The 25,936-nt window shown below is 70.2% G+C and carries 22 protein-coding genes and 1 pseudogene; 9 read left to right on the top strand and 14 right to left on the bottom strand.

Translation table 11 applies throughout. The features are described from left to right. The first annotated feature begins 2 nt into the window (after nt 1–2). The 3 genes from proC (at nt 3) to PSEJ35_RS0112285 (ending at nt 1,909) form a co-directional block, all read left to right on the top strand. Nucleotides 3–842: a pyrroline-5-carboxylate reductase gene (gene proC, locus PSEJ35_RS0112275; protein WP_028918052.1), complete on the top strand. Its 840-nt coding sequence runs from the start codon at nt 3–5 to the stop codon at nt 840–842. After that, entirely contained in the window at nt 839–1,306 is a 468-nt protein-coding gene (locus PSEJ35_RS0112280) for a DUF4426 domain-containing protein (protein WP_037083220.1), read from the top strand. The genes proC and PSEJ35_RS0112280 overlap by 4 nt, the downstream gene beginning before the upstream one ends. A gap of 186 nt (nt 1,307–1,492) precedes the next feature. Beyond that, nucleotides 1,493–1,909: a hypothetical protein gene (locus PSEJ35_RS0112285; protein WP_028918054.1), complete on the top strand. Its 417-nt coding sequence runs from the start codon at nt 1,493–1,495 to the stop codon at nt 1,907–1,909. A 43-nt stretch (nt 1,910–1,952) separates the two neighbouring features. On the opposite strand, the gene PSEJ35_RS0112290 is transcribed toward PSEJ35_RS0112285, so the two are convergent. The 10 genes from PSEJ35_RS0112290 to PSEJ35_RS0112335 form a co-directional block, all read right to left on the bottom strand. Further along, nucleotides 1,953–2,813 carry a pirin family protein gene (locus tag PSEJ35_RS0112290; RefSeq protein ID WP_028918055.1) on the bottom strand — a complete coding sequence of 287 codons (861 nt, stop codon included), beginning with the start codon at nt 2,811–2,813 and terminating at the stop codon, nt 1,953–1,955. Between the two features lie 118 nt (nt 2,814–2,931). Next, the gene (locus PSEJ35_RS0112295; protein WP_028918056.1) at nt 2,932–4,293 is read right to left on the bottom strand and encodes an NAD-dependent succinate-semialdehyde dehydrogenase; all 1,362 of its coding nucleotides are present in this window, start codon (nt 4,291–4,293) and stop codon (nt 2,932–2,934) included. A gap of 84 nt (nt 4,294–4,377) precedes the next feature. After that, nucleotides 4,378–5,223, bottom strand: a complete 846-nt coding sequence (locus PSEJ35_RS0112300; protein WP_028918057.1) for an ABC transporter permease subunit — start codon at nt 5,221–5,223, stop codon at nt 4,378–4,380. Continuing rightward, nucleotides 5,220–6,131, bottom strand: coding sequence for an ABC transporter permease subunit (locus tag PSEJ35_RS0112305; protein ID WP_028918058.1), 912 nt, complete (start codon nt 6,129–6,131; stop codon nt 5,220–5,222). The genes PSEJ35_RS0112300 and PSEJ35_RS0112305 overlap by 4 nt, the downstream gene beginning before the upstream one ends. Continuing rightward, nucleotides 6,128–7,261, bottom strand: a complete 1,134-nt coding sequence (gene potA / locus PSEJ35_RS0112310) for a polyamine ABC transporter ATP-binding protein (RefSeq protein ID WP_028918059.1) — start codon at nt 7,259–7,261, stop codon at nt 6,128–6,130. The genes PSEJ35_RS0112305 and potA overlap by 4 nt, the downstream gene beginning before the upstream one ends. 69 nt (nt 7,262–7,330) lie before the next feature. Beyond that, nucleotides 7,331–8,443 (bottom strand): polyamine ABC transporter substrate-binding protein, encoded by a 1,113-nt coding sequence (locus PSEJ35_RS0112315; protein ID WP_037083222.1) that lies wholly within the window; start codon nt 8,441–8,443, stop codon nt 7,331–7,333. Between the two features lie 198 nt (nt 8,444–8,641). Continuing rightward, nucleotides 8,642–9,760 (bottom strand): polyamine ABC transporter substrate-binding protein, encoded by a 1,119-nt coding sequence (locus PSEJ35_RS0112320; RefSeq protein ID WP_028918061.1) that lies wholly within the window; start codon nt 9,758–9,760, stop codon nt 8,642–8,644. A gap of 50 nt (nt 9,761–9,810) precedes the next feature. Continuing rightward, entirely contained in the window at nt 9,811–11,175 is a 1,365-nt protein-coding gene (locus tag PSEJ35_RS0112325; protein WP_028918062.1) for an aspartate aminotransferase family protein, read from the bottom strand. A gap of 20 nt (nt 11,176–11,195) precedes the next feature. Further along, the gene (locus PSEJ35_RS0112330; RefSeq protein ID WP_028918063.1) at nt 11,196–12,584 is read right to left on the bottom strand and encodes a glutamine synthetase family protein; all 1,389 of its coding nucleotides are present in this window, start codon (nt 12,582–12,584) and stop codon (nt 11,196–11,198) included. Nucleotides 12,585–12,597: 13 nt separating this feature from the next. Further along, nucleotides 12,598–13,377, bottom strand: coding sequence for a gamma-glutamyl-gamma-aminobutyrate hydrolase family protein (locus PSEJ35_RS0112335; RefSeq protein WP_028918064.1), 780 nt, complete (start codon nt 13,375–13,377; stop codon nt 12,598–12,600). Nucleotides 13,378–13,555: 178 nt separating this feature from the next. Here PSEJ35_RS0112335 and PSEJ35_RS0112340 point away from each other — a divergent pair, with 178 nt between their 5' ends. The 3 genes from PSEJ35_RS0112340 to PSEJ35_RS0112350 all read left to right on the top strand — a co-directional run bounded on the left by PSEJ35_RS0112340 (nt 13,556) and on the right by PSEJ35_RS0112350 (nt 16,841). Further along, a complete protein-coding gene (locus PSEJ35_RS0112340; protein WP_028918065.1) occupies nt 13,556–14,944 on the top strand; it encodes a glutamine synthetase family protein in 1,389 nt (462 codons plus the stop codon). A 6-nt stretch (nt 14,945–14,950) separates the two neighbouring features. Then, on the top strand, nt 14,951–16,237 hold the full coding sequence (locus PSEJ35_RS0112345; RefSeq protein ID WP_028918066.1) for an FAD-binding oxidoreductase: 1,287 nt from the start codon (nt 14,951–14,953) through the stop codon (nt 16,235–16,237). A 142-nt stretch (nt 16,238–16,379) separates the two neighbouring features. Continuing rightward, a complete protein-coding gene (locus tag PSEJ35_RS0112350; protein WP_028918067.1) occupies nt 16,380–16,841 on the top strand; it encodes a bacteriohemerythrin in 462 nt (153 codons plus the stop codon). 72 nt (nt 16,842–16,913) lie between these two features. Here the strand turns inward: PSEJ35_RS0112350 and PSEJ35_RS0112355 are convergent, their stop codons facing one another. Next, nucleotides 16,914–18,176: an MFS transporter gene (locus PSEJ35_RS0112355; RefSeq protein WP_028918068.1), complete on the bottom strand. Its 1,263-nt coding sequence runs from the start codon at nt 18,174–18,176 to the stop codon at nt 16,914–16,916. A gap of 256 nt (nt 18,177–18,432) precedes the next feature. Here PSEJ35_RS0112355 and PSEJ35_RS0112360 point away from each other — a divergent pair, with 256 nt between their 5' ends. Next, nucleotides 18,433–19,623 carry an efflux RND transporter periplasmic adaptor subunit gene (locus tag PSEJ35_RS0112360; RefSeq protein WP_084635543.1) on the top strand — a complete coding sequence of 397 codons (1,191 nt, stop codon included), beginning with the start codon at nt 18,433–18,435 and terminating at the stop codon, nt 19,621–19,623. An 84-nt stretch (nt 19,624–19,707) separates the two neighbouring features. Then, nucleotides 19,708–22,875, top strand: coding sequence for an efflux RND transporter permease subunit (locus tag PSEJ35_RS0112365; RefSeq protein WP_028918070.1), 3,168 nt, complete (start codon nt 19,708–19,710; stop codon nt 22,873–22,875). A 27-nt stretch (nt 22,876–22,902) separates the two neighbouring features. Here PSEJ35_RS0112365 and PSEJ35_RS0112370 read toward each other — a convergent pair whose 3' ends face one another. The 3 genes from PSEJ35_RS0112370 to dapA form a co-directional block, all read right to left on the bottom strand. Further along, nucleotides 22,903–23,217, bottom strand: coding sequence for a hypothetical protein (locus PSEJ35_RS0112370; RefSeq protein ID WP_232207654.1), 315 nt, complete (start codon nt 23,215–23,217; stop codon nt 22,903–22,905). A gap of 115 nt (nt 23,218–23,332) precedes the next feature. Then, nucleotides 23,333–24,463 (bottom strand): MFS transporter, encoded by a 1,131-nt coding sequence (locus PSEJ35_RS0112375; protein WP_028918072.1) that lies wholly within the window; start codon nt 24,461–24,463, stop codon nt 23,333–23,335. Next, nucleotides 24,463–25,365 (bottom strand): 4-hydroxy-tetrahydrodipicolinate synthase, encoded by a 903-nt coding sequence (dapA, locus tag PSEJ35_RS0112380; RefSeq protein WP_028918073.1) that lies wholly within the window; start codon nt 25,363–25,365, stop codon nt 24,463–24,465. Before dapA ends, PSEJ35_RS0112375 begins: the two co-directional genes overlap by 1 nt. Nucleotides 25,366–25,650: 285 nt before the next feature. Here dapA and PSEJ35_RS0112385 point away from each other — a divergent pair. Continuing rightward, nucleotides 25,651–25,899: pseudogene (locus PSEJ35_RS0112385) on the top strand (IS110 family transposase); the annotation flags it as partial. Nucleotides 25,900–25,936: the final 37 nt, after the last annotated feature.

A 25,936-nucleotide genomic window follows, 5' to 3' on the forward strand; every position in this document is an offset into this window, starting at 1 on the left:
ACATGAATCCACACGCCCCCGCGGCCGACGCCATCGCCTTCATCGGCGGCGGCAACATGGCCCGCAGCCTCATCGGCGGCCTGCTCCGCCGCGGCGCCGACCCGCGCCGGATCCGCGTCGCCGAACCGGTGGCCGCGCTGCGCGAGGCCCTGGCCGCCGATTTCGGCGTGCAGGTGTTCGAGCACGGATCGGACGCGGTGCAGGACGCCGGCCTGTGGCTGCTGGCCGTCAAGCCGCAGATGATGCGCGTGGCCTGCGAACCGCTGGCCGCCGTGGCGCAGTCGCTCCGGCCGCTGGTGGTATCGATCGCCGCCGGCATCCCGGTGGCCCGGCTGCAGGAATGGCTGGGCGGCGGCCTGCCGGTGGTGCGCTGCATGCCCAATACCCCGGCCCTGCTCGGCGCCGGCGTGACCGGCCTGTTCGCCGGCGAGGGCGTGGACCAGGCGCAGCGCGCCCGCGCAGAGGAACTCCTTTCCAGCGCCGGCGCGACGGTATGGGTGGACGGCGAAACGCTGGTCGACGCGGTCACCGCGGTCTCCGGCAGCGGCCCGGCCTACGTGTTCCTGCTGGCCGAGGCGATGGAAGCGGCGGCGGTGGCCGAGGGCCTGCCGCCGGCCGATGCCCGCACCCTGGTCGTCCACACCCTGCTCGGCGCCGGCCGCATGCTGGCCGAAGCCGGTGACCCGCCAGCCGAGCTGCGCCGCAAGGTCACCTCGCCCGGCGGCACCACCCAGGCGGCGATCGAAACCTTCCAGGCCGGCGGCTTCGAGGCGCTGGTCGCCCGCGCGGTGCACGCCGCGCGCGAACGGGGCGCCGCGCTGGCCGCGGCGACCGGCCCATGAACGCGCTGCGCCTGGCCAAGGCCGCCCTGCTCGGCGGCCTCGTACTGGCCGGCTGCGGCGGCCCGGCCCCACAGGCGGCGCAGTTCGTGCCGCCGGCACCGAGCACCACCGACCTGTCCGGTTCGCTGCGCGCCCGCTACAACCTGCTGCCCACCCTCGCCCTCGGCGAGGCGGTGGCGCGCGAGTACGGCGTCGAACGCGACGAAGGCACCGCGCTGCTGGTGGTGGCGCTGCGCCGCGTCGGCGCCGATGGCGAGGAAACCAGCGCCGACGCCGGGGTGTCCGCCGAGGCCGTCGACCTGGGCGGGCGCCGCCAGCAGGTGGCGCTGCGCAAGGTCGCCACCGGCGACTACGTCGACCACGTGGGCACCGTGCGCGTGGGCCGCCACGACACCATCCGCGTGCAGGTCGCCGTGGTCGCCGACGGCCGCCGCCAGCAGTTCGATTTCCAGCGCAACTTCTGAGCGGGGTTGCGTCCGGCGCCCATGCTGGCTAAGTTCGGCGCGGGAGTGGCCGCCATCCGCACGCCGGAAGCGGCCAGAGAACCAGGGGGGAGACCGCGCGGGCGCCCATGCGCCCCGGCGCCATTCCGCCCGCGCGTTTCCTTGCAACGGTCAGGCCCGCCGTCCGGGCCCGAAGGGGGACGCGTCATGAACAGACTGCATTGCCTGGCAATCCTTGCCTTGAGCGTGGCCTTCCCGGCCTCGGCGCAGCAGGGCGCCTGCCCGCCCCTGCCTGCCGGGACCCACCTGCAGTGGCAGGAGAAGGTGCACGACGGCTTCGTGCTGTGCCGCGCGCTCGATGGCGAACGGCCGGTGCTGAGCCTGATGCTCACGGCCAAGCCCACGGTCAACCTGCTGCGCCGCAACCGCCTTGAAGAAGGCAGCATCGGCTCGCACGAAGTGCGCTGGTACCAGCCGGAAATGGCGGTCCAGACCGGCGCGCAGCAGCGGATCACCATCGTCGAGCTCGGCAACGACCGCTACGCGCAGGTCTGGGTCGAGGCATCCAGCGACACCGAGTTGCGCCAGCTGCTCACGCTGGCGCAGTCGATCCCGCTGTACTGAGCCCACGCGGAAGGCGCGGCCGGGGAGCCCGGCCGCGCCGCGTTCAGAAGCGACCTTCCTGGAAGTCGACGAAGGCCTGCATCAGCTCCTGCTTCGTGTTCATCACGAACGGGCCGTAGCGGACCACCGGCTCGCGCAACGGCGTGCCGGCCACCAGGATCAGGCGCGCACCGGCCTCGCCGGCGCGCAGCGACAGCGCGCCGCCGCCGCCGAGCACGCCCATTTCCGCGGTCTCCAGCAGGCGGGCGTCATCGCCCTCACCCACCGTGGCCGCACCTTCGAACACGTAGGCGAAGGCGTTGTGCCCGTCGGGCAGCGCGTATTCCCAGGCCACGCCCGGCTGCAGGGCGATGTCCAGGTACACCGGATCGGTGGCCGGCTGCACGATCGGGCCGACGGTGTCGCCGACGCGGCCGGCGATCACCTTCACCTGCACGCCCGGCGCCGGCTCGACCACGGGGATGTGGTCGGGCGCGAACTCCTGGTAGCGCGGCGCGGTCATCTTCTCGCGCGCCGGCAGGTTCACCCACAGCTGGAAGCCGCGCATGCGCCCGGATTCCTGCTCGGGCATCTCCGAATGCACCAGGCCGCGGCCGGCGGTCATCCACTGCACGCTGCCGGAGGTCAGCAGGCCTTCGTTGCCGTGGTTGTCGCGGTGGCGCATGCGCCCGTCCAGCATGTAGGTCACGGTCTCGAAGCCGCGATGCGGATGCTCCGGGAAGCCGGCGATGTAGTCTTCGGCCTTGTCGGTCCCGAACTCGTCCAGCAGCAGGAACGGATCCAGGTCCGGCAGCGCGGGGCCGCCGATCACCCGGGTCAGCTTCACGCCGGCGCCGTCCGAGGTCGGGGTGCCGCGCACCTTGCGGACCAGGCGGGCGGGTTGGGTACCGAGGGAGGTGTTCATTGGGGCTCCGTTTCGTGGATTGCGCCCCAGCATGGTGGCGGGCGGGCGCGGGAGGAACGGCTGGCCACGTAACCCTCCGTTCCACCGCCGGTGCCACTGGGGCGGGCCCTGCCCGCGCTCAGGCCACCCAGACGCTCTTGATGTTGGTGAACTCGTGGATGCCGTGCGCCGCCAGCTCGCGGCCGAATCCCGAGCGCTTCGTACCGCCGAACGGCAAGCGCTGGTCGCTGCGGACGATGGCGTTGACGAAAGCCGCCCCGACCCGCAGCTGTCCGGCGATGCGCTCGCCCCGTGCCGCATCGCCGGTCCACACGCTGCCGCCCAGGCCGAAGGTGGTGTCGTTGGCCACGCGCACCGCCTCGGCCTCGTCGGCCACCCGCAGCACGCTGGCCACCGGCCCGAACAGCTCCTCCGAGTACGCCGGCATGCCCGGCTTCACCCCGTCGAGGATCGAGGCCGGATAGCCGGCATAGGAGGCATCGGGCTCGCAGCCCAGCAGCGGCTTCGCGCCCTTGGCGATGCTGTCGGTCACCTGTCCGTGCAGGGTGTCGCGCAGGTCCTGCCGCGCCATCGGCGCCAGCGTGGTCGCCTCATCCTGCGGATCGCCCAGGCGCAGCTTCGAGGCGGCTTCGACGAAGCGGCGGACGAATTCGCCGGCGATCGCCTCGACCACGATGAAGCGCTTGGCCGCGATGCAGGTCTGCCCGGCGTTGCCGAAGCGCGAGGCCACCGCCCCGGCCACTGCCGCGTCCAGGTCGGCATCCTCCAGCACCACGAAGGCGTCGCTGCCGCCCAGCTCCATCACGCACTTCTTCAGGTGCTTGCCGGCGGTGGCGGCCACCGAGCTGCCGGCCCGCTCGCTGCCGGTCAGGGTCACGCCGGCGATGCGCGGGTCGGCGATCACCATCGCCGCCTGTTCGTTGTCGATGTGGAGCACGCCGAACGCGCCTTCCGGCAGCCCGGCCTCGCGCAGCACGTCGAGGATGGCGTCGGCGCAGCGTGGCACGTTGCTGGCGTGCTTGAGCACGGCGACATTGCCGGCCATCAGTCCCGGGGCGAGGAAGCGGAACACCTGCCAGAACGGGAAGTTCCACGGCATCACCGCGAACACGCAGCCCAGCGGCTCGTAGCGCACGTAGCTGCGTTGCGCCTCGGTGGCGACCGGCTGCGGCTGCAGATACCCGGCGGCATGGTCGGCGTAGTAGTCGCAGACCGCGGCGCACTTGTCGATCTCGGCCAGGCCTTCCTTGCGCAGCTTGCCCATCTCCGCGCTCATGACCTGCTGCAGCTCTTCGCGTCGCCGGCGCAGCACCCCGGCGACGGCGTGCAGCACCTCGCCACGGGATTCGATGCTGCGCGCGGACCAAGCGGGGAACGCCGCGTCCGCGGCCGCCAGCAGCGCATCCACCTGCTCCGGCGCCAGCAGCGCCTGCCGGTGCTCGACCTGTCCGGTCGCGGGATTGATCGTCTCGACACTCATCGTGGGTCTCACCTCATGCAGGCCGCGAGCATGGCCCCGCCGGGGTTAGCGCCATGTCGGCGCTCCCGGCGCGGCGTGGCGGCCTCAGCCGTTCTCCTGCAGCGCCAGCTGCATGTCGCGCTGGCGCCGGCGGTCCTCGCGGTACATCAGCCACCAGCCGACCACCGCGGCCAGCGACACGACCATGATCATCAGCGTGGCCAGCGCGTTGATCTTCGGGCTCACGCCCAGGCGCACCGAGGAGAACACCTTGATCGGCAGCGTGGTCGAATCCGGGCCGGCGACGAAGCTGGCGATCACCACGTCGTCCAGCGACAGGGTGAAGGCCAGCAGCCAGCCGGACAGCAGGGCCGGGGCGATGATCGGCAGGGTGATCAGGAAGAACACCTTGAGCCGGTTGGCGCCCAGGTCCATCGCCGCCTCTTCCAGCGACTTGTCCAGGTCCTGCAGGCGCGATGACACCACCACGGTCACGAAGGACACGGTCAGGGTCACGTGCGCGATCCAGATCGCGACCATGCCCTTGGACGGGATCCCCAGCGCCGCACCCACCGAGACCAGCATCAGCAGGATCGACAGGCCGATGATCACCTCCGGCATCACCAGCGGCGCGGTGATCAACGCGCCGAACACGGTCTTGCCGGGGAAGCGGCGGAAGCGGGTCATCACCATCGCGCCGAGGGTGCCGATCACGGTGGCGGCGGTGGCGGTCCAGAAGGCGATGCGCAGGCTGACCCAGGCCGCGTCCAGGATCTGCCGGTCGCGCATCAGCTCGCCGTACCACTTGGTCGAGAACCCCGCCCAGACCGTGGCCAGGCGCGAGGAATTGAACGAGTACACCACCAGCAGCACGATCGGCAGGTACAGGAAGGCGAAGCCGAGCACCAGCACCGCCCAGCGCAGCAGCTTCAGGCCGAGGGTCTCGTTCATGTCAGCCGGCCCTCCATTTCCTTGTGCTGGTAGCGGTTGAAGATGAGGATCGGCACCAGCAGCAGCAACAGCATCACGATCGCCACCGCCGAGGCGGCCGGCCAGTCGCGGTTGTTGAAGAACTCGCCCCACAGCACCCGGCCGATCATCAGCGTGTCCGGCCCGCCCAGCATCTCCGGGATCACGAACTCGCCCACCGCCGGGATCATCACCAGCATGCAGCCGGCGATGATCCCAGGGCGCGACAGCGGCAGGGTGATGCGCAGGAACGCCTGCCAGGGCCTGGCGCCCAGGTCGTAGGCGGCCTCCAGCAGGCGCAGGTCGAGCTTGACCAGGTTGGCGTACAGCGGCAGGACCATGAACGGCAGGTAGCAGTAGACGATGCCGATGTAGGCCGCCAGCGGGGTGTAGAGGATGCGCAGCGGCGCGTCGACCAGCCCGGTCCACAGCAGGAAGCGGTTGAGCAGGCCGTTGGCGTCGAGGATGCCGACCCAGGCGTAGACGCGCAGCAGGAACGAGATCCACGACGGCAGCACCACCGCCATCAGCGCGATGTTGCGCGTGGACGGCTTCATCCGCGCGATGAAGTAGGCCATCGGGTAGCCGATCAGCAGGCACAGCAGGGTCGACACCGCCGCGATCTTGATCGAGCTGAGGTAGGCCAGGATGTACTGGGAGTCGGTGAACAGGGCCGCGTAGTTGCCCAGGTTCAGGCGCAGGGTCAGCTCCTTGTCCAACACCTCCACGATCGGCGTGTACGGCGGCATGGCGATGGCCAGCCGCGAGAAGGAGATCTTCAGGACGATCAGGAACGGGATCGCGAAGAACAGCAGCAGCCACAGGAACGGCACGGCGATCACCGCCCAGCGGCCGGACGGCAGGAACCGCTTCAGCGCGCGCGCGTTCATGAGGTCAGCACCACGCCGTCGTTGTCGGCCCACCACAGCCATACCTCGTCGCCCCAGGTCAGCGCGTCGCTGGCCCAGCGCTGCTGGTTGGTGAAGTTGGCCATCAGCTTGAAGCCGCTGGGCAGGCGCACGTGGTAGACCGAGTGGCTGCCGAAGTAGGCGATGTCCTCGATGGTGCCGCGGGCCTTGTTGTACGGCTGGCCAGGCTCGTCCTTGCCGATCCCCAGCTTCTCCGGGCGCAGGGCGAAGGACACCGCCTGGCCCTCGAAGCCGGTGATGCCGTGGCCGACGTAGATCGGCGCCTCGAAGGCCGGGGTACGCAGCGTCACGTACTCCGGCTGGTCGTCGTCGATCACCGCGTCGATCAGGTTCACCGAGCCGATGAACTCGGCGGCGAAGCGGTTGGCCGGCTGCTCGTAGATCTCGTCCGGCTTGCCGACCTGCTGGATCCAGCCCTGGTCCATCAGCGCGATGCGGGTGGCCATGGTCATGGCCTCCTCCTGGTCGTGGGTGACCATCACGCAGGTCACCCCCGAGCTTTCGATGATGTTGACCAGCTCCAGCTGCATGCGCGAGCGCAGCTTCTTGTCCAGCGCGCCCATGGGCTCGTCGAGCAGGAGGAGTTTCGGGCCCTTGGCCAGCGAGCGGGCCAGGGCCACGCGCTGCTGCTGGCCGCCGGAGAGCTGGTGTGGCTTGCGCTTGGCCAGCTTGCCCAGCTGCACCAGTTCCAGCATCTCGCCGACGCGCTTCCTGATGGCGTCCTTCGACAGCCCGTCCTGCTTGAGGCCGAAGGCGATGTTCTGCTCCACGGTCATGTGCGGGAACAGGGCGTAGGACTGGAACATCATGTTGATCGGCCGCTCGTACGGCGGCAGGTCATTCATGACCTCCCCGTCCAGCACGATCCGGCCCTTGGTCGGCCGCTCGAAGCCGGCCAGGCAGCGCAGCAGGGTCGACTTGCCGCTGCCCGAGCCGCCCAGCAGGGCGAAGATCTCGCCCTTGCGGATATCCAGGCTGACGTCGTCCACGGCGACGAAGCCGTCGAATTCCTTGCGCACCCCTTCGATGCGCAGGTAGCGCGCCGCGTCGCCCGCCGGGGTCGGGTTCGCGGGTTCAGTAATGGCCGCCATGGGCACTCCAGGTTGGGGTCGGGCGGTCCGCCGTCCGGGACGGCGGACCGCGCCTGGTTGCCGTGCAGACTACCGGCCGGTCTTCAGTTCGGTCCAGAGCCGCGTGTACAGCCGGTCCACTTCCGGCGGGACGATCGCCAGGGTGAACAGGCGGTCGCTGACCTCCTCCGGCGGGTAGATCGTCGGATCGTTGCGGATCTCCTCCTCCACCAGCGGCAGCGAGGCCGGGACCGGGTTCGGGAAGGCCACGGCGTTGGTGTTGGCCGCCGCGACCTCCGGCCTCATCAGGTAGTCGATGAAGGCGTAGGCGGCGTCGAGGTTCTTCGCGTCCTTGGGGATGGCCAGCATGTCCACGAACAGGGCGGTGCCCTCGCGCGGGATCGAGTAGGCCACGTTGACCCCGTTGCCGGCCTCGGCGGCGCGGTCGCGGGCCTGCAGGATGTCGCCGGACCAGCCCAGCACCAGGCAGGCGTTGCCGTTGGCCAGGGCGTCGATGTACTGGCTGGAGTGGAAGGTCTGGACGTAGGGGCGGATGCTCCGCAGCAGCCTGGCGCCCTTCTCGATCACCGCCGGATCGGTGCTGTTGGGGTCCTCGCCCAGGTAGTTCAGGGCGATCGGGACCACTTCGGAGGGGGTGTCGAGCAGCATCACCCCGCAGTCCTTCATCTTGCGGATGTTCTCGGGCTTGAACAGCAGGTCCCAGCTGTTGGCGATCTCGGTGCTGCCGAAGGCGGCGGTGAGTTTGTCGACGTTGTAGCCGATGCCGGTGGTGCCCCACAGGTAGGGCACGCCGTACCGGTTGCCCGGATCCTGCACCGCGATCCGCTTCATCAGCTCCGGGTCGAGCCCGGCGTGGTTCTTCAGCTTCGAGGTATCCAGCGGCTGGAACACGCCGGCCTGGATCTGCCGGCCGAGGAACTGCAGCGACGGCACCACCACGTCGAAGCCGGAATTGCCGGCCAGCAGCTTGGCCTCCAGCACCTCGTTGCTGTCGAACACCCCGTAGTTGACCCGGACCCCGTGCTCGCGCTCGAAGCCGGGCACCGTCTCCTCGGCGATGTAGTCGGACCAGTTGTAGACGTTGACCGCCCCGCCCCCGGCGGGTTTGTCCTCGCCTCCCCCTTCTGCCCCCTGTTTCCCGCATGCGGACAGCGCGAGCGCCGCCGCCAGTGCCAACACCATACAGCCAGGTTTCCACGTCATACGTCGCTTCCCCTTGCCCCGCAGGGCCTGTCGGTAGTCCACGACGCCGCCTCACGGTGGCGTCCCCGGGTTCCCCTCCCCTGACCTCCCACCTTGCGATCGCTGTTGCGTGTTGCGTGAGCTGATGTTGCCGCCTGCCCGCGCCGGCCTGGACCGGCGCGGAGGCGCCGCCGCGGGTCAGCGGCCGGTCTTGATCTCCATCCAGAGCCGCGTGTACAGCTTGTCGGTCTCCGGCGAGTTGATCGCGTAGGTGAACAGCTTGGCCTTCACGTCCTCCGGCGGGTAGATCGTCGGATCGTTGCGGATCTCCTCGTCCACCAGCTCGGTGGCCGCGACCACCGGGTTGGCGTACTTGATGTAGTTGGTGTTGGCGGCGGCCACCTGCGGCTCGAGCAGGTAGTTGATGAAGGCGTAGGCGTTCTCCGGGTGCTTGGCGTCGGCCGGGATCGCCAGCATGTCGAACCACTGCGGCGCGCCTTCCTTCGGGATCGAGTAGCCGACATTGACGCCGTTGCCGGCTTCCTCGGCGCGGTCACGGGCCTGGATGATGTCGCCTGACCAGCCGACCACCAGGCAGGTGGTGCCGTTGGCCAGCGAGCTGACGTACTGGCTGGAGTGGAAGTTCTGCACGTACGGGCGGATCGACTTGATCAGGTCGGCCGCCTTCTGCAGTACCGCCGGGTCGGCGCTGTGCGGGTCCTCGCCCAGGTAGTGCAGCGCGATCGGGATCATGTCCGACGGGGTGTCGAGCAGGGTCACGCCGCAGTCCTTGAGCTTGCTGATCTTGGCCGGGTCGAACACCAGGCTCCAGCTGTCGGTCACGTCGGTGCTGCCGAAGATGGCCTCGATCTTGTCGACGTTGAAGCCGATGCCGGTGGTGCCGGACATGTACGGCACGCCGTAGCGGTTGCCCGGGTCCTGGGTGGCGATGCGTTCCATCACCGCCGGGTCCAGGTTGGCCAGGTTCGGGATCTTGCTCTTGTCCAGCTCCTTGAACACGCCGGCCTGGATCTGGCGGCCGAAGAAGTTCAGGGTCGGCACCACCACGTCGTAGCCGCTGGAGCCGGCCAGCAGCTTGGCCTCCAGGACCTCGTCGCTGTCGTACACGTCGTAGGTGACGCGGATGCCGGTCTGCTTCTCGAAGTTGGGGATGGTCTCCTCGGCGATGTAGTCCGAGTAGTTGTAGACGTTGAGGACCTTCTCCTCGCCACCGGCGGCGTCGCCCGGGGCGTCCTTGCCACCGCAGGCGGCAAGCAGGGTTGCGGCGATGCCCAGGCTGAGCAGGCGGAGTTTCATGGCGGGGTTCCTCGTGGGTGGCGGAAAACGGCAGGTTAGCGCCGGGGGCCTCATTTGCCCAGTTCGGCGGCGGTCTGGTCGAGCGATTTCCAGGCCTTGTCGAACAGCTCGTCGACCTGCTCGCGGGTGATCACCAGCGGCGGCGACAGCAGCATCGAATCCCAGGTCGCGCGCAGGATCAGGCCGTTGCGCAGGGCGATGTCGCGGCACAGCGCGCCGACCTTGCCGCGCTCCTCGAAGAAGGCGCGGCGGCGCTTGTCCGGGACCAGCTCCAGCGCGCCCATCAACCCCGCGATGCGGGCCTCGCCCACCAGGCGGTGCTCGCCCAGCTCGGCCCACCGCTGGGCCAGGTACGGGGCGACCTCCTCGCGGGCGCGCTCGACGATGCGCTCTTCCTGCATGATCCGCAGGTTCTCCAGCGCCACCGCCGCGCACACCGGGTGCCCGGAATAGGTCGCGCCGTGGGCCAGCTCGCCGCCGGTCTCGGCCAGCACCCTGGCGACGCGGTCGTTGAACAGCGCCGCGCCCAGCGGGATGTAGCCGGAGGTGATGCCCTTGGCGATGGTCATGACGTCCGGGCGGAAGCCGAAGTGCTGCGAGCCGAACCACTGCCCGGTGCGGCCGAAGCCGCAGATCACCTCGTCGGCCACCAGCAGCACGTCGTACTGCCGGCAGATCCGCTCGATCTCCTTCCAGTAGCTCATCGGCGGGATGTAGACGCCGATGGCGCCCATGATCGGCTCGCCGATGAAGGCGGCCACCCGCTCCGGCCCCAGTTCGAGAATCTTCTGCTCCAGCCGGCGCGCGGCGACCAGGCCGTACTCCTCCTCCGACAGGTCGCCGCCGTCGGCGAACCAGAACGGCGGGTCGATGTGGTGGATGTCCGGGATCGGCAGCCCGCCCTGCCTGTGCATGCCCTTCATGCCGCCGAGGCTGGCGCCGGCCACGGTGGTGCCGTGGTAGCCGTCGTGGCGGCCGATGAAGATGTTCTTCTGCGGCTGGTCCTGCACCGCCCAGAAATGCCGCACCAGGCGCAGGATGGTGTCGTTGGCCTCGGAGCCGGAGTTGACGAAGAAGGCGTGGTCGAGGTCGTAAGGCGTCAGCTCGGCCAGCTTCGCCGCCAGGCGGATGGTCGGCTCGGTGGTGCACTGGAAGAAGCTGTTGTAGTAGGCCAGCTCGGTCATCTGCCGGGCCGCGGCCGCGCCCAGCTCCGGGCGCCCGTAGCCGATGTTCACGCACCACAGGCCGGCGAAGGCGTCCAGCAGCTTGTTGCCCTCGGCGTCCCAGACGTAGCAGCCCTCGCCGCGGGTAAGCACGCGGGTGCCGCGCCTGGCCAGGGCGGCGTTGTCGTTGAACGGATGCAGGTGGTGGGCGGCGTCGAGGCGCTGGAGTTCGCGGAGGGCGTTGGGATCCATGAGGTTTCCGTCGCGGGGCGTCAGACGTTCAGCAGCAGGAACTCGCGTTCCCAGGAACTGATGACGCGGAAGAAAGTTTCGTATTCCTTGCGCTTGACCGACACGTAGGCGCGCACGAAGCGCGGGCCCAGCATCTCCGCCAGCGGGCCGCAGGTCTCCAGCCCGTCCAGCGCCTCGCCCAGCGAGCGCGGCAGGTCGTAGCCCAGCTCCTTGGCGCTCTGCTCGGTCGGCGGGGTCGGCTTGAGCTTCTCGCGGATGCCCAGCAGGCCGCAGGCCAGGGTCGCGGCCATGGCCAGGTAGGGGTTGGCGTCGGAACCGGCGAAGCGGCTTTCCACACGCTGGTTCTCCGGCGTGTCCATCGGCACGCGCAGGCCGCAGGTGCGGTTGTCGTAGCCCCAGCGCACGTTGCTCGGCGAAACCTCGCCGAACATCAACCGCCGGTAGGAGTTCACGTTGGGCGCGAAGAACGCCATCGCCATCGGCACGTACTTCTGCAGGCCGGCCAGGTAGTGGCCGAACACCGGGCTGAACTGCCCGGGCTTCCGGCCGGTGAACACGTTGCGCCCCTTCGCATCCACCAGGCTCTGGTGGATGTGCATGGCGCTGCCCGGTTCGGTCTCCATCGGCTTGGCCAGGAAGGTGGCGTACACGCCGTGGCGCATCGCCGCCTCGCGCATGGTGCGCTTGAACAGGAACACCTGGTCGGCCAGCGACATCGCCCCGGAATGGGTGAAGTTGACCTCCAGCTGCGCCGCGCCGGATTCGTGGATCAGCGTGTCCACGTCCAGTTCCATCGCGTCGCAGTAGTCGTACATCAGGTCGAGGATCGGGTCGAACTCGTTGACCGCGTCGATCGAGTACGACTGCCGCGCCGTCTCCGGGCGCCCGGAGCGGCCGGCCGGCGGCAGCAGGGGGAAGTCCGGGTCGGTGTTCTTCTGCACCAGGAAGAACTCCAGCTCCGGCGCGACCACCGGCTGCAGCCCTTCCTTCGCGTACTCGGCCAGCACCCGGCGCAGCACGTTGCGCGGCGCCAGCTCGTGCGGGTGGCCGTCCTTGGTGAAGCAGTCGTGGATGATCTGCGCGGTCGGGTCGGTGGCCCAGGGCACCATGCGCACGGTGTCCGGGTCCGGGCGCAGCAGCATGTCCGAGTCCGAGGGCGAGGTCAGCTCGTAGTAGTCGTCCGGGTAGTCGCCGGTGACGGTGGTGGCGAAGATGCCCTCGGGCAGGCGGGTGCCGTAGTCGTGGCTGAACTTGTCGGCGGGGATGATCTTGCCCCTGGCGTTGCCGGTGATGTCCGGCACCAGGCACTCGACCTCGGTGATGCGCCGCTCCTTCAGCCAGCGGCGCAGCGAGCTCTCCTGCTGGGCGGGCGTGGCGGCGATCTTGCGCTTGCTCTGGCGGGTACTCATGGAGGGTCCGGGTTCACGGGGAGGCGGCGGCCCCGGGCCGCCGGTCGCGCGCGTCGGCCCAGGCGCGGCAGGCCTGGCCGAAGGCGCGGAAGATGCCAAGGTAGAACGGGTTGCCGGTGACCTGCCATTCCGGGTGCCACTGCACGGCCAGCAGGAAGCCCGGTCCGGTGCCGCGGTAGGCCTCGACCAGGCCGTCCGGCGCGGTCGCTTCCACGACCAGGCCGGCGGCCAGCCTGGCCACGCCCTGCCCGTGCAGCGAATTGACCTGCGCCGTCGTGGTGCCGGCGATGCCGGCCAGCACGCCGCCGGGCGCCAGCTCGACCGGATGCGACGGGCCGTACTGGCGGTCCAGCGGATCGCCGAGGTTCTCGCGGTGGTCGGCCAGGCCGGGGACTTCGTGCACCTTCTGGTGCAGGGTGCCGCCCAGAGCCACGTTCGCTTCCTGGAAGCCGCGGCAGATCGCTAGCACGGGCAGGCCCATGGCCAGGGCGCGCGGGATCATGCCGAGGGTGTTGGCGTCGCGGGCCGGGTCGTGCAGGTTGCCCTCCCAGCTCGGTTCATCGCTGTAGTGGTGCGGTTCGATGTTGCTGGTCGCGCCGGTGAGCAGCAGGCCGTCCAGGCGCTCGAGCCACTGTTCCGGCGGCACCGGCGGTTGCAGGGTCGGCAGCAGCACCGGGGTGGCGCCGGCGCCATCGACCACCGCGCGCACGTATTTCTCGCCGACCGCGAGGAACGGATGCGGGCCGAACTGTTTGCGGTCGGTAGGCAGGCCGACCAGGGGCGGCGGGGCCATGCGCGGAGGATTCCGGTGGCGTTCCGGCAACTTACCGCGGCCGTTTTATTTTTACAACACGCCACCCGGCCCCCGCCCGCCAACGTGGCCAGATGCTGGACTGCCGAGACCCGGTGCGTTGAGTATTCTTGACGAGAGCCCGCCTGCTACTCTCGGCGGGCACCCGCCGAGGCCGTCGATGAACCGCCAGCCCACTCCTTCCGCCCTGCCCCCCGAAGACCTGCAGACCCTGCACGAGCTGGACGGCCACGCGGCCGCGCACGTGGACCTGCTGCTGCCGGACTGCAACGGCGTGCTGCGCGGCAAGCGCGTGGCCATCGAAGCCCTGGAGAAGGTCTACGCCGCCGGCGTCTGCCTGCCGATGTCGCTGATCGCCGCCGACATCCGCGGCAATACCGTCGAGGAAACCGGCCTGGGCTACGACATCGGCGACGAGGACCGGATCTGCCGGCCCATCCCCGGCAGCCTGCGCCCGGTGCCGTGGGCGCCGCGGCCGGCGCTGCAGCTGATGCTGCAGATGGAGGACGCCGCAGGCGGCTGGTTCGAGGCGCACCCGCGCCGGGTGCTGCAGCGCGTGCTCGACCGCTACGCCGCGCTGGGCCTGGTCCCGGTGGTGGCGGTGGAGCTGGAGTTCTACCTGTTCGACCGCCTGCCCGGCGGGGACGGCCGCCCGCAGCCCACGCTCAATGCCAGCGACGGCCGCCGCAACGACAGCACCCAGGTCTATTCGATCGACGACCTGGACGAGAACGCCGCCTTCATCGACGGTGTCGCCCGGGCCTGCCGCGCCCAGCGCATCCCCGCCGACACCGCGGTGGCCGAGTACGCGCCGGGCCAGTTCGAGATCAACCTCAAGCACCGCGCCGACGCGCTGGCCGCCTGCGACGACGCGGTCCTGCTCAAGCGGGCGATCAAGGCGGTGGCGCAGCAGCAGGGCATGCTCGCCAGCTTCATGGCCAAGCCGCTGGCCGGCCAGGCCGGCAGCGGCCTGCACCTGCACGTGAGCCTGCTCGACCGCGATGGCCGCAACCTGTTCGCCGGCGGGGCCGGCGGCGAGGCGCCGGCACCACTGCGCCACGCCATCGGCGGCCTGCAGGCCAGCGCGCGCGACAACCTGCTGCTGTTCGCGCCGCACGCCAACAGCTACCGGCGCTTCGTCGCCAACGCATTCGTCCCGCTCAACGACAGCTGGGGCTACAACAACCGCACCGTCGCCATGCGCATCCCGCACAGCGACCCGGCCAATACCCGCATCGAGCACCGCATCTCCGGCGCCGACGCCAACCCCTACCTGGTCGCCGCGGCGGTGCTGGCCGGCATGCTCGAGGGCATCGAGCAGCAGCTCGATCCGGGCCCGCCGGTCAGCGGCAACGCCTACGAACAGTTCCCGGTGCAGACCCCGCACTGGCGCGGCGCGATCGACGACTTCCTCGGCAGCGCCTTCGCCGGGCGCTGGTACGGCGAATCCTTCCGCCACGTCTACGGCCAGCAGAAGCGCCGGGAAATGCTCGACTTCCACGCCGAGGTCAGCGACCTCGACTACGCCTGGTACCTGCGCACGGTATAGCCGCCGATGAGCAGGGACTGCCCCTACCCCGCCAGCTGGTACGCCGCCAGCGCCACCCTGCTGCCGGAACAGCCGGCGCTGCACGGCACGCTGGAAGACGTCGACGTCTGCATCCTCGGCGCCGGCTACACCGGCCTGGGCGCGGCGCTGGACCTGGCCGAGGCCGGCTACCGGGTGGTGGTGCTGGAAGCGCAGCGCATCGGCTGGGGCGCGTCCGGCCGCAACGGCGGCCAGGCCATCGTCGGCTACGGCTGCGAGCAGTCGACGCTGGAGAACCTGCTCGGCCATGACGACGCCCGCAGGCTGTTCGACCTCTCGCGCGAAGGCATGGACCTGCTGCGCCAGCGCATCGCCCGCCACGGCATCGCCTGCGACTGGCGCGACGGCCACGCCCACGTGCCGCTGAAGCCGCGCCAGGAGCGCGCCCTGCGCGCCGGCATCGTCGAGATGGCCGAACGCTACGACTACCCGCTGGAATGGTGGGACCGCCAACGCCTGCGCCAGGAACTGGCCAGCGACCGCTACCTCGGCGCGGTCTACGACCATGCCAGCGGCCACCTGCATCCGCTCGAATACTGCTTCGGCCTGGCCCGCGCGGCGATGGCCGCGGGCGTGCGCATCTTCGAACATTCGCGCGTGGTCGAACTCGTCCAGGGCGCGCGCCCGCAGCTGCGCACCGCCAGCGGCCGGGTCAGCGCCGACTTCGTCGTGCTGGCCGGCAACGCCTGGCTGCGCGGGGTGGCGCCGGAACTCGAATCGCGGGTGATGCCGGTGGGCACCTACATCGCCGCCACCGCGCCGCTGGGCGAGGCACGCGCCCGCGCCCTGATCCGCAACGACATGGCCGTGGCCGACGTGAACTGGGCGCTGGACTACTTCCGCCTCAGCCGCGACCACCGCCTGCTGTTCGGCGGCCGCGCCAGCTATTCCAGCCTGCCGCCGCCCAACCTCGGCGGGGTGATGCGGCGGCGCATCCGCCACGTGTTTCCGCAGCTGGCCGGGGTGCCGGTCGAGTACCTGTGGGGCGGTTACGTCGACATCTCGCTCAACCGCGCCCCGCACTGGGGCCGGCTCGGCGGCAACGTGTACTTCGCCCAGGGCTTCTCCGGCCACGGCGTGGCCGCCACCGGCCTGGCCGGCAGGCTGATCGCCGAAGCCATCCAGGGACAGTCCTCGCGACTGGACCTGTTCGCGAAGATCCCGCACGCGCCGTTCCCCGGCGGCCGCGCCCTGCGCACCCCGCTGCTGGTGCTGGCGATGGCCTGGTACCGGTTGCGCGATGCGCTCTGGTAGGCATCGGGGAATCCCCGGCGCCGGAGCGCATAAATCCCGGGAGAACGTGACGGAATCTACGCTGCCTGGTTGATCAGGATCAAAGCCCGTGCCCCCGGCAGCGTTCTAGCCTCGCCCTTTCATTGACAGGCGAGACGGTTTTATGGACCAGGTTCTGTGGCAGGACGACCTTTGCACCGGCATCGCAGTCATCGATGACCAGCACAAGAGGATCGTGGCCATCCTCAACCAGGTGCTCGAGGCGCAGGCCGACGGCGAGCGCGAGAAAGTGGGCGAAGTGCTGACCGACCTGGTCGACTACACCCTCTCGCATTTCGCCTTCGAGGAAGAGCTGATGCAGGAAGCCGGCTATCCCTTCAGCGCCGCGCACAAGCGCGTGCACGAGGTGTTCACCCGGCGAGTGGAGAAGTACCAGCAGCGCTTCCAGGCCGGCGAGGACGTGGTCGACGAGCTGAAGAGCATGCTCACCACCTGGCTGTTCAACCATATCCGCAACGACGACAAGGCCTACTCCGAACAGGTGCTCAAGCACCTGGACCGGTTCTCGCGCGAGCACGAAGGCGGCACCTGGCTGGCGCGCACGGTGAAGCGCCTGTTCGGCTGACGGGGGGGGGGGTGGAGGAGACCCGGGGGTGTCGCCGGCCGGGGGGGCGCGGCGGCACCCCCTGGGGCTCGTTCAGTGCGCCGGCTGCTTCGGCACCAGCAGCAGCGCCAGCAGGGTCAGCCCGGCCATCGCGCCCAGGTACCAGCCCACCGCGGCGATGCCGTGGCTGGCCGCCACGCGGGTGGCGATGTACGGCGCCGGCGAGGCGCCGAGGATGCCGGCCAGGTTGAACGCCAGCGAGGCGCCGGTATAGCGCACCGGGGTCGGGAACATCTCTGCCAGGATCGTGCCGCAGGGACCGTAGGTCAGGCCCATCAGGCCCAGGCCCAGGCACAGGAACAGCAGCACCTGCCAGGCGCTGCCGGCGGCGAACAGCGGTTCGAACAGCAGGCCGAACAGGATGATGCCGATGGTGGCCAGGATCATCGCCTTGCGCCGGCCATGGCGGTCGGCATAGACGGCCGACAGCGGGATCGCCGCGGCGAAGCACAGCACGCCGAGCATCTGCAGCAACAGGAACTGCTCGCGCCCGTAGCCCAGCTGCGAGGTGCCCCAGCTCAGCGCGAACACGGTCATCAGGTAGAACAGCACGAAGGTCGCCATCAGCGACAGGGTGCCGATCACCAGCGTCCCCAGGTGCCGGCCCAGCACCGCGGCCATCGGCAGGCGCTCGCGCTCCTCGCGCACGAGGGTCTCCTGGAAGGCGGGGGTCTCGGTAATGCGCAGGCGCACCCACAGGCCGACGAGCACCAGCGCCGCGCTGGCCAGGAACGGGATGCGCCAGCCCCAGGCCATGAACTGCGCTTCGTCGAGGAAGTGGGCCAGGGCCAGGAACACGCTGGTCGAGCACAGGAAGCCCAGCGGCGCGCCCAGCTGCGGGAACATGCCGTACCAGGCGCGCTTGCCCGGCGGTGCGTTCTCGGTGGCCAGCAGCACCGCGCCGCCCCACTCGCCGCCCAGGCCCAGGCCCTGGCCGAAGCGGCACAGCGCCAGCAGCGCCGGCGCCAGCACGCCGACCTGGGCATAGGTCGGCAGCATGCCGATCACCACCGTGGAGATGCCCATGGTCAGCAGCGCCGCCACCAGGGTGGCCTTGCGGCCGATGCGGTCGCCGTAGTGGCCGAACAGCGCCGAACCCAGCGGCCGTGCGAAGAACGCCAGGGCGAAGGTGGCCAGTGACTGCAGCGTCGCCGCGGTCGGCTCGGAGGCCGGGAAGAACAGCTTCGGGAACACCAGCACCGCCGCGGTGGCGTAGATGTAGAAATCGAAGAACTCGATCGTCGTACCGATGAGGCTGGCGAAGAGGATGCGGCGTGGCGAGGCGGGTTTACTCATCGGCAGGCGCGGGACCGGAGGCGGGACGCGGCCGATTATGGCGTACCCGCGCGACCGCGCAGCCCCGTCCGCGGGGCCATTGCGCCGTCACACGCCTGCCCGCAAAATCGCCCGGACCCGCGCCTGGCCGCCCCGCGGCCATCCTGTACCGGCGCAGCGCACGGCTTCGCGCCGTCTCCACAGGCCCGACCTGCCCAGCCGCCCGCCCGACCGCGGTGCAGCCGCCCCCCGAACGACCTGACGGAATGGAAACCACATGAGTGCCACGATTCGTAGCGGCCGCCCGCCGTCCACCCGACGCCGCATGACCTGGATGCTGGTCCTGTTCCTGGTCGTGTTCGGCGGCGTATTCCTGCTGTGGTTCGCCTCGCAGCGCATGCTCAACAGCTTCTTCGACAACATGCCGCAGCCGGCGGTGGAAGTGAGCACCTACGAGGCCAGGGCCGAACGCTGGAGCAGCACCGCCGAGGCCGTCGGCACCCTGGTCGCCGACAACGGCACCGAGGTCACCACCGAGGCCGGCGGCGTGATCCAGCGCATCGCCTTCGAGTCCGGCCAGCGCGTGCGCAAGGGCGACCTGCTGGTGCAGCTGAACACCGCCAACGAACTGGCCCAGCTGCAGGCGCTGGACGCGGCGGCGAAGCTGGCGGCGACCCAGCGCGACCGCTGGCAGGAACTGGGCGCGCAGAAGCTGGTCTCGCGCGCCGAGGTCGACGAGCGCGTCTCCGATGCCGCCCAGACCCGCGCCCAGGCCGAGGCGCAGCGGGCGCTGGTCGAGCAGAAGACCATCCGCGCGCCGTTCGACGGCGTGCTGGGCATCCGCAAGGTCAACCTCGGCCAGTACATCAACCCCGGCGACCCGATCGTCGGCCTGCAGGCGCTGGACCCGATCCACGTCGACTTCACCCTGCCCGAGCAACGCATGAACCAGGTGGCCATCGGCACGAAGGTGCGGGTCGAGGTCGACGCGGTGCCCGACCGGGTGTTCGAGGCCGAGATCACCGCGGTGGAGCCGTCGGTGGACACCAGCACCCGCAACTTCCAGGTACGCGCCACCCTGGCCAACCCCGACGGCGTGCTGCGCCCGGGCACCTTCGCCCGGGTCGGCTTCGACCTGGGCCAGGCCCAGGACGTGGTCGTGGTGCCGCAGACCGCGGTCAGCTTCAACCCGTACGGCAACTCGGTATACGTGCTGGTCGACGCCCCGCCCGAGGTGAAGAACGCGCAGGTGCAGGAAGGCCAGAAGGCGCCGCAGCACGTGGTCAAGCAGCGCTTCGTCACCACCGGCCCGACCCGCGGCGACCTGGTCGGCATCACCGACGGCCTCAAGGCCGGCGAGGTGGTGGTCAGCAGCGGCCTGCTGCGCCTGCGCAACGACGCGGCGGTGATCATCAACAACAAGGTCACCCCCGAAGCCGACGCCGCCCCGCGTCCCGAGAACCGCTGACCGGCGGCCGAGCCCGTCGATCCCGGCCGCCGCACGCGCGGCGCCCACCCGACCCCGGCCGCGACGCGGCCGGTGGAGGACCCGATGAAATTCACCGACATCTTCATCAACAAGCCGGTGCTGGCGATGGTCGTCAGCCTGTTCATCCTGCTGCTGGGGTTGCGCTCGTTCTCCGAGCTCAACGTGCGCCAGTACCCCGAGCTGCAGAACGCGGTGGTCACCGTCAGCACCACCTACTACGGCGCTGACGCGGACCTGATCCAGGGCTTCATCACCACCCCGCTGGAACGCGAGGTGGCCTCGGCCGAGGGCATCGACTACCTGACCTCGACCAGCGCCGCCGGCGTGTCCACCATCCAGGCCTACATCCGCCTGGACCACGACGCCAACGAGGCGCTCACCCAGATCGCGGCCAAGGTCAACAAGCTGCGCAGCCAGCTGCCGGCCGAGTCCGAGGACCCGGTGATCGACCTGCAGCAGGGCCAACAGATCGCGGCGATGTATGTGTCCTTCGCCAGCGACCGGCTGGACAACAACCAGATCACCGACTACCTCATGCGCGCGGTCGAACCGCGCATCGCCACCATCCCCGGCGTGCAGCGCGCCGAGATCCTCGGCGCCGGCACCTTCGCCATGCGCGTGTGGCTCAAGCCCGACCGCATGACCGCGCTGCAGGTCACCGCCAGCGACGTGCACCAGGCGCTGCAGTCCAACAACGTGCTGTCGGCGCTGGGCTCCACCAAGGGCCAGATGGTGGCCATGGACCTGACCGCGCGCACCGACCTGCGCAGCGCCGAGGAGTTCCGCCGGCTGATCGTGCGCGAGGAGAACGGCGCGATCGTCCGCCTGGGCGACGTGGCCGACGTGGAGCTGGGCTCGGAGAACTACGGCACCTCGGTGCGGATCAACGGCGATGCGGCCACCTTCATGGGCATCTTCGTCTCGCCCGACGCCAATTCGCTGGACGTGATCGAGGAAGTGCGCCGGGTGTGGGACGAGGAGATCGTGCCGCAGCTGCCGGAAGGCATCGAGGCGACCATCCCCTACGACAGCACCGAGGCCATCGAGGACGCCATCAAGGAGGTGGTCCAGACCATCATCGAGGCGGTGGTCATCGTGATCGTGGTGATCTTCCTGTTCCTCGGCTCGCTGCGCAGCGTGGTGATCCCGGCGGTCACCGTGCCGCTGTCGCTGGTCGGCGCGCTGTTCCTGATGCTGCTGATGGGCTTCACCATCAACCTGCTGACCCTGCTGGCGATGGTGCTGGCGATCGGTATTGTCGTCGACGACGCGATCATCGTGCTGGAGAACATCCACCGCCACATCGAGGACGGCATGTCGCCGCACGACGCGGCCATCCGCGGCGCGCGCGAGCTGGCCTGGCCGGTGGTGGCCATGACCACCACCCTGGTGGCGGTGTACCTGCCGATCGGCTTCCAGGGCGGCCTGACCGGCGTGCTGTTCACCGAGTTCGCCTTCACTCTGGCCGGCTCGGTGCTGCTGTCGGGCGTGATCGCGCTGACCCTCAGCCCGATGATGTGCGCCCGCCTCCTCAAGCCGCACCCGCACGGCGCGGGCAAGGGGCGCCTGGAAGGATGGCTGGACGCCCGCTTCGAGCGGCTGCGCGGCGGCTACGAGCGGCGCCTGCACAGCGCGCTGGAGACGCGCGGCGTGATCGCGGTCTTCGGCCTGCTGGTGCTGGTGTCCTGCGGCGTCCTCTACTGGACCGCGCCGAAAGAGCCGGCGCCGCTGGAGGACGAGGGCTTCATCTTCGCCATCGGTAGCGCCGACGCCTACACCACCCTGGACTACGTCGAGCGCTACACCGAGGAAATCAACGCGATGGCCCGGGAGATCCCGGAGATCAACGACCTCTTCCTGTTCAACGGCGGCTTCGGCGGCGGCGGCGGCGCCAGCAACAGCGCCATGGCCGGCTTCGTGCTCAAGCCCTGGAGCGAACGCGACCGCTCGACCAACCAGGTGCTGCAGCAGGACCTGCAGCCGAAGCTGGCCCAGGTCACCGGCCTGAACACCTTCGCCCTGGTCCCGCCGTCCCTGCCCTCGGCCGGCGGCGACGGCGGCGGCGAGTTCCTGGTGCTGGGCATCGGCTCGCTGCAGCAGCTCAACGAGCTGTCCGACGCGATCGTGCAGAAGGCGATGGAGAGCCGGCGCTTCATCTTCCTGGACAAGGACCTGAAGATCGACAAGCCGCGCATCGAGGTACAGATCGACCGCGAGAAGGCCGCGTCGCTGGGCATCGACATGCGCACCCTGGCCGCGGACATGGCGGCCATGCTCTCGGGCGGCTATGTCAACCGCTTCGCCATGGAGAACCGCTCCTACCGCGTGATCCCGCAGGTGCAGCGCAGCGACCGCCTCAACGCCAAGCAGTTGGGCGACTACTACACCCGCACCCGCGACGGACGGCTGGTACCGCTGTCCACCCTGGTGACGTTCGAGGAAAGCGCGCAGCCGCAGACGCTCAAGCGCTTCCAGCAGCTCAACGCGGTGGGCATCACCTTCGCCCCGCGCCCGGGCGTGTCCAAGGGCGAGGCGCTGCGGGTGCTGGAGGAAGCCGCCGCGGAAGTGCTTCCGCAGGGCTACAGCGTCGACTACGCCGGCGAATCGCGCCAGTACAAGCAGGAAGGCGCGACCATGCTGGTCACCCTCGGCTTCGCCCTGGTCGCGATCTTCCTGGTGCTCTCGGCACAGTTCGAGAGCTTCCGTGACGCGCTGATCATGCTGATCACCGTGCCGATGGCCATCTCCGGCGCGCTGCTGGTGCTGAACTTCCTGGCCCTGGTCGCCGGCGCGCTGCAGATGGCCGGGATCGAAGCCTTCCCCGGGATGAGCATCAACATCTACACCCAGGTGGGCCTGGTCACCCTGGTGGGCGTGATCTCCAAGCACGGCATCCTGATCGTCGAATTCGCCAACAAGCTGCAGGCCCAGGGCCTGTCCAAGCGCGAGGCGATCGAGCAGGCCACCGCCATCCGCCTGCGCCCGGTGCTGATGACCACCGCCGCGCTGGTGTTCGCGATGGTGCCGCTGCTGATCGCCCGCGGCCCGGGCGCGGCAGCGCGCTTCTCGATGGGCATGACGATTGCCGCCGGCATGACCATCGGCACCGCGTTCACCCTGTTCGTGCTGCCGGCGTTCTACCTGTACCTGGCGCGCGACCACCGCGTCCGTGCCGGCGAGGCCGCAGGCGACACGGATGCGCCGCTGGCGCCGGAGCCCGGCCGGGGCTGATCCCCGGCCGGCCGAGGCGGGCGGCGATCAGGTGTCGCCGCCCTCGCGGATGCCGCCAAGCGGCGCATCGCTGCGCGCGTCGTCGGCGAAGGAACGGCCGCTGGCATCGCGGTCGCCCGGCGCCTCGTCCAGTTCCGGATCGAGCAGGTCGGCCTGGTCGTCCAGGCCGATGTTGTCGATCGCCGACTGCGAGCGGGGATCCTTCAGGCGCGGCCCGGTGCCCGGGCCGATGGGCGCTTCGTCGTGGCCCAGGCTGGTTTCGTCCTCCGGCGCGCCGGGGATGGTGGGGTTGGACCTGGCCATCGCGTTCTCCTCCTGGGGTACCGGAACGATGCTGGCCATCGCGCCGTAATCGCGCGTCAAGGAATGGCCGCGCCCTGCGCTCCCGCATGAACCACTCGATCAGGAGAGGACACCGTTCTATGCCACGCCGCGTGAACCCGCCGTCTGCCCGCGCTCATACACTCCGCAGCCAGCGCGGCGTCACCGCCACCGCCAGCACCGCGGCCGCCACGCACAGCAGTGCGAACACCAGCGTGGTGCCGTGGGCGATGAAGCCGATCAGCGCCGGACCCGCCAGCACGCCGGCATAGCCCAGCGTGGAGATCGCCGCCACGGCAAGGGCTTCCGGCATCGCCCGCTGGCGTCCGGCCAGCGAGAACATCACCGGCACGATGTTGGAGCAGCCCACACCGACCAGGGCGAACCCCGCCAGCGCGACCCACGGCCAAGGCACCAGCGCCAGCACCGCGAATCCCATGAACGCGACCAGCGCGCCGCCGGCCACCGCGCGCATCCGCCCCAGCGCCTCGACCACGCGGTCGCCCAGCAGCCGGCAGACGGTCATCGCCAGCGAGAACGCCACGTAGCCGGCGCCGGCACGTTCAGGATCCACGCCGCGCCACTCCGCCAGGAACACCGCACCCCAGTCCAGCATCGCGCCTTCGGCCAGGAACACGACGAAGCACACCGCGCCGACCAGCAGCACGATTCCGTGCGGGACGGCGAATGCGGGACCGCCGCGCCCCTCGTGCCCGCCCCGCCAGCCGCGCACCGACGCGACCAGCAGCAGCCCCAGCAACGCGACCACGGCCACGCAGGCCAGCCACGGCGGAGTGCCCATCGCCAGCAGCACGGTGAACGCCAGGGCCCCGGCGAAACCCCCGATGCTGTAGAAGGCGTGGAAGCCGGACATCAGGGTGCGTCCGCTCTCGCGCTCGACCGCCACGGCCTGGATGTTCATCGCGCAGTCCATCGCGCCCACCGCCGCGCCGAACAGCGCCAGCACCAGCGCCAGGGCGACCGCCCCGGGCACCAGTGCCAGCAGCGGCAGCGCCAGGCACATCAGCACGCTGGCCCCGACCATCACCCGCCGGCAACCCAGGTGCGCGACCAGCGCGCCGGCCAGCGGCATCGCCACCAGCGAGCCGGCGCCCAGGCACAGCAGCACCAGGCCCAGGGTCGCCTCGTCCAGCCCGGCGCGATCCTTGGCGAACGGCACCAGCGGCGCCCATGCCGCCATCGCGAAACCCGGCATGAAGAACGCCGCGCGGGTGGCGCGCTGTTGCAGCAGGTGCGAAGGCGACATCAGTCGCCCAGCAGGCCCGTCTCGCGCAGCGCCGCTTCCACCTTCGCCTGGTTGGCCGGCTCCAGTTCGGTCAGCGGCAGCCGCAGGGTGCCGCCGATGCGGCCCAGCCGTGCCAGCGCCCACTTCACCGGGATCGGGTTGGCTTCGACGAACAGCTGGCGGTGCAGCGGCAGCAGGCGCATCTGGATCGCCATCGCCGTGGCCACGTCGCCCGCCAGTGCGGCCATGCACAATTCGTGCATCAGCCGCGGGGCGACGTTGGCGGTCACGCTGACGTTGCCATGGCCGCCACACAGCATCAGCGCCACCGCAGTGGCATCGTCACCGGAGAAGATCGCGAAGTCCTCGGGCGCCTCGCGGACCAGCCACTGCGCGCGCTCGAGGTTGCCGGTGGCCTCCTTGATGCCGACGATGCCCGGCACCTGCGCCAGACGCAGCACGGTGTCGTGCTGCAGGTCGGCGACGCTGCGGCCGGGCACGTTGTACAGCACGATCGGCAGGTTGCCGGTGGCCTCGGCGATGGCACGGAAGTGACGGTACTGCCCTTCCTGGCCGGGCTTGTTGTAGTACGGCACCACCTGCAGCTGGCTGTCCGCGCCGACTTCCAGCGCGTACTTCGCCAGTGCAATCGCCTCGGCGGTGGAATTGCCACCGCAGCCTGCCATCACCGGCACGCGGCCGGCAGCCTGCTCCACGGCGACCCGGATGACCTCGCAATGCTCCTCGACGTTGACCGTCGGCGACTCGCCGGTCGTGCCGACCACGCCGATGCAGTCGGTGCCCTCGGCCACGTGCCAGTCCACCAGCTCGCGCAGTTTGCCGAAGTCGACGCTCCCGTCCTCGTGCATGGGCGTGACGAGCGCGACGATGCTGCCGCGGAGGAATACACCGGGAGAGGCCATTGGACTACCGCACGTGTTGGGGGACGCGCCCGATTCTAATCAACCCGGCGCGGCCGCGCGGCTCGCCGGCGATGCGGCGGCGATGGTTTTCCCGGCAACTTTTGCGGGCGCCCGCGTATGTGGGCCTGGGGCGCGGCGCCTGCCTCGCTGCTCCCGGCGCTCCCGGCCGGTGGAACGGCCGCGATCCATTCGCCCAGCGTCTCCAGGAAGCCCGGCACGTAGCCGGGCACCAGCTCGCCGTACTCGGCGCGGGCGCCGGTCTTCGCCGGCCAGAACTGGTGATTCCAGGGCGCGCGCAGCAGCCTGCAGCGCGCACTGGCCGTGCCCATCGACAAGGCTACGCCCGAACAGATCTGGATCCGCGACATCGCCACGCGCCTGCCGTTCGGCAAGGTGCTGGTGGCCATCGCCAACAAGCACGCGCGTCAGGCGTGGGCAATGCTGGCGCGCGGCGAAGACTACGATCCCCACGCCTGGCTCAAGCACCCGATGGTGCAGCGGCCGGCCAGCCGGCGCAGGTCGCACGCGCCGTGACGTGTTCCTCGCCAGTGCGAATGCGGCAGGCAACCGG

Source organism: Pseudoxanthomonas sp. J35, from assembly GCF_000513995.1.
Taxonomy (GTDB): Bacteria; Pseudomonadota; Gammaproteobacteria; order Xanthomonadales; family Xanthomonadaceae; genus Pseudoxanthomonas.

Coding starts and splice junctions, on each gene's coding strand:
- PSEJ35_RS0112340 (WP_028918065.1), top strand. CDS start 13,556: ATGAACCGCCAGCCCACTCCTTCCGCCCTGCCCCCCGAAGACCTGCAG.
- PSEJ35_RS0112320 (WP_028918061.1), bottom strand. CDS start 9,760: ATGAAACTCCGCCTGCTCAGCCTGGGCATCGCCGCAACCCTGCTTGCC.
- PSEJ35_RS0112335 (WP_028918064.1), bottom strand. CDS start 13,377: ATGGCCCCGCCGCCCCTGGTCGGCCTGCCTACCGACCGCAAACAGTTC.
- dapA (WP_028918073.1), bottom strand. CDS start 25,365: ATGGCCTCTCCCGGTGTATTCCTCCGCGGCAGCATCGTCGCGCTCGTC.
- PSEJ35_RS0112290 (WP_028918055.1), bottom strand. CDS start 2,813: ATGAACACCTCCCTCGGTACCCAACCCGCCCGCCTGGTCCGCAAGGTG.
- PSEJ35_RS0112285 (WP_028918054.1), top strand. CDS start 1,493: ATGAACAGACTGCATTGCCTGGCAATCCTTGCCTTGAGCGTGGCCTTC.
- PSEJ35_RS0112365 (WP_028918070.1), top strand. CDS start 19,708: ATGAAATTCACCGACATCTTCATCAACAAGCCGGTGCTGGCGATGGTC.
- PSEJ35_RS0112370 (WP_232207654.1), bottom strand. CDS start 23,217: ATGGCCAGCATCGTTCCGGTACCCCAGGAGGAGAACGCGATGGCCAGG.
- PSEJ35_RS0112350 (WP_028918067.1), top strand. CDS start 16,380: ATGGACCAGGTTCTGTGGCAGGACGACCTTTGCACCGGCATCGCAGTC.
- PSEJ35_RS0112325 (WP_028918062.1), bottom strand. CDS start 11,175: ATGGATCCCAACGCCCTCCGCGAACTCCAGCGCCTCGACGCCGCCCAC.
- PSEJ35_RS0112300 (WP_028918057.1), bottom strand. CDS start 5,223: ATGAACGAGACCCTCGGCCTGAAGCTGCTGCGCTGGGCGGTGCTGGTG.
- PSEJ35_RS0112295 (WP_028918056.1), bottom strand. CDS start 4,293: ATGAGTGTCGAGACGATCAATCCCGCGACCGGACAGGTCGAGCACCGG.
- PSEJ35_RS0112330 (WP_028918063.1), bottom strand. CDS start 12,584: ATGAGTACCCGCCAGAGCAAGCGCAAGATCGCCGCCACGCCCGCCCAG.
- potA (WP_028918059.1), bottom strand. CDS start 7,261: ATGGCGGCCATTACTGAACCCGCGAACCCGACCCCGGCGGGCGACGCG.
- PSEJ35_RS0112315 (WP_037083222.1), bottom strand. CDS start 8,443: ATGGTGTTGGCACTGGCGGCGGCGCTCGCGCTGTCCGCATGCGGGAAA.
- PSEJ35_RS0112280 (WP_037083220.1), top strand. CDS start 839: ATGAACGCGCTGCGCCTGGCCAAGGCCGCCCTGCTCGGCGGCCTCGTA.
- PSEJ35_RS0112305 (WP_028918058.1), bottom strand. CDS start 6,131: ATGAACGCGCGCGCGCTGAAGCGGTTCCTGCCGTCCGGCCGCTGGGCG.
- proC (WP_028918052.1), top strand. CDS start 3: ATGAATCCACACGCCCCCGCGGCCGACGCCATCGCCTTCATCGGCGGC.
- PSEJ35_RS0112345 (WP_028918066.1), top strand. CDS start 14,951: ATGAGCAGGGACTGCCCCTACCCCGCCAGCTGGTACGCCGCCAGCGCC.
- PSEJ35_RS0112355 (WP_028918068.1), bottom strand. CDS start 18,176: ATGAGTAAACCCGCCTCGCCACGCCGCATCCTCTTCGCCAGCCTCATC.
- PSEJ35_RS0112360 (WP_084635543.1), top strand. CDS start 18,433: ATGAGTGCCACGATTCGTAGCGGCCGCCCGCCGTCCACCCGACGCCGC.
- PSEJ35_RS0112375 (WP_028918072.1), bottom strand. CDS start 24,463: ATGTCGCCTTCGCACCTGCTGCAACAGCGCGCCACCCGCGCGGCGTTC.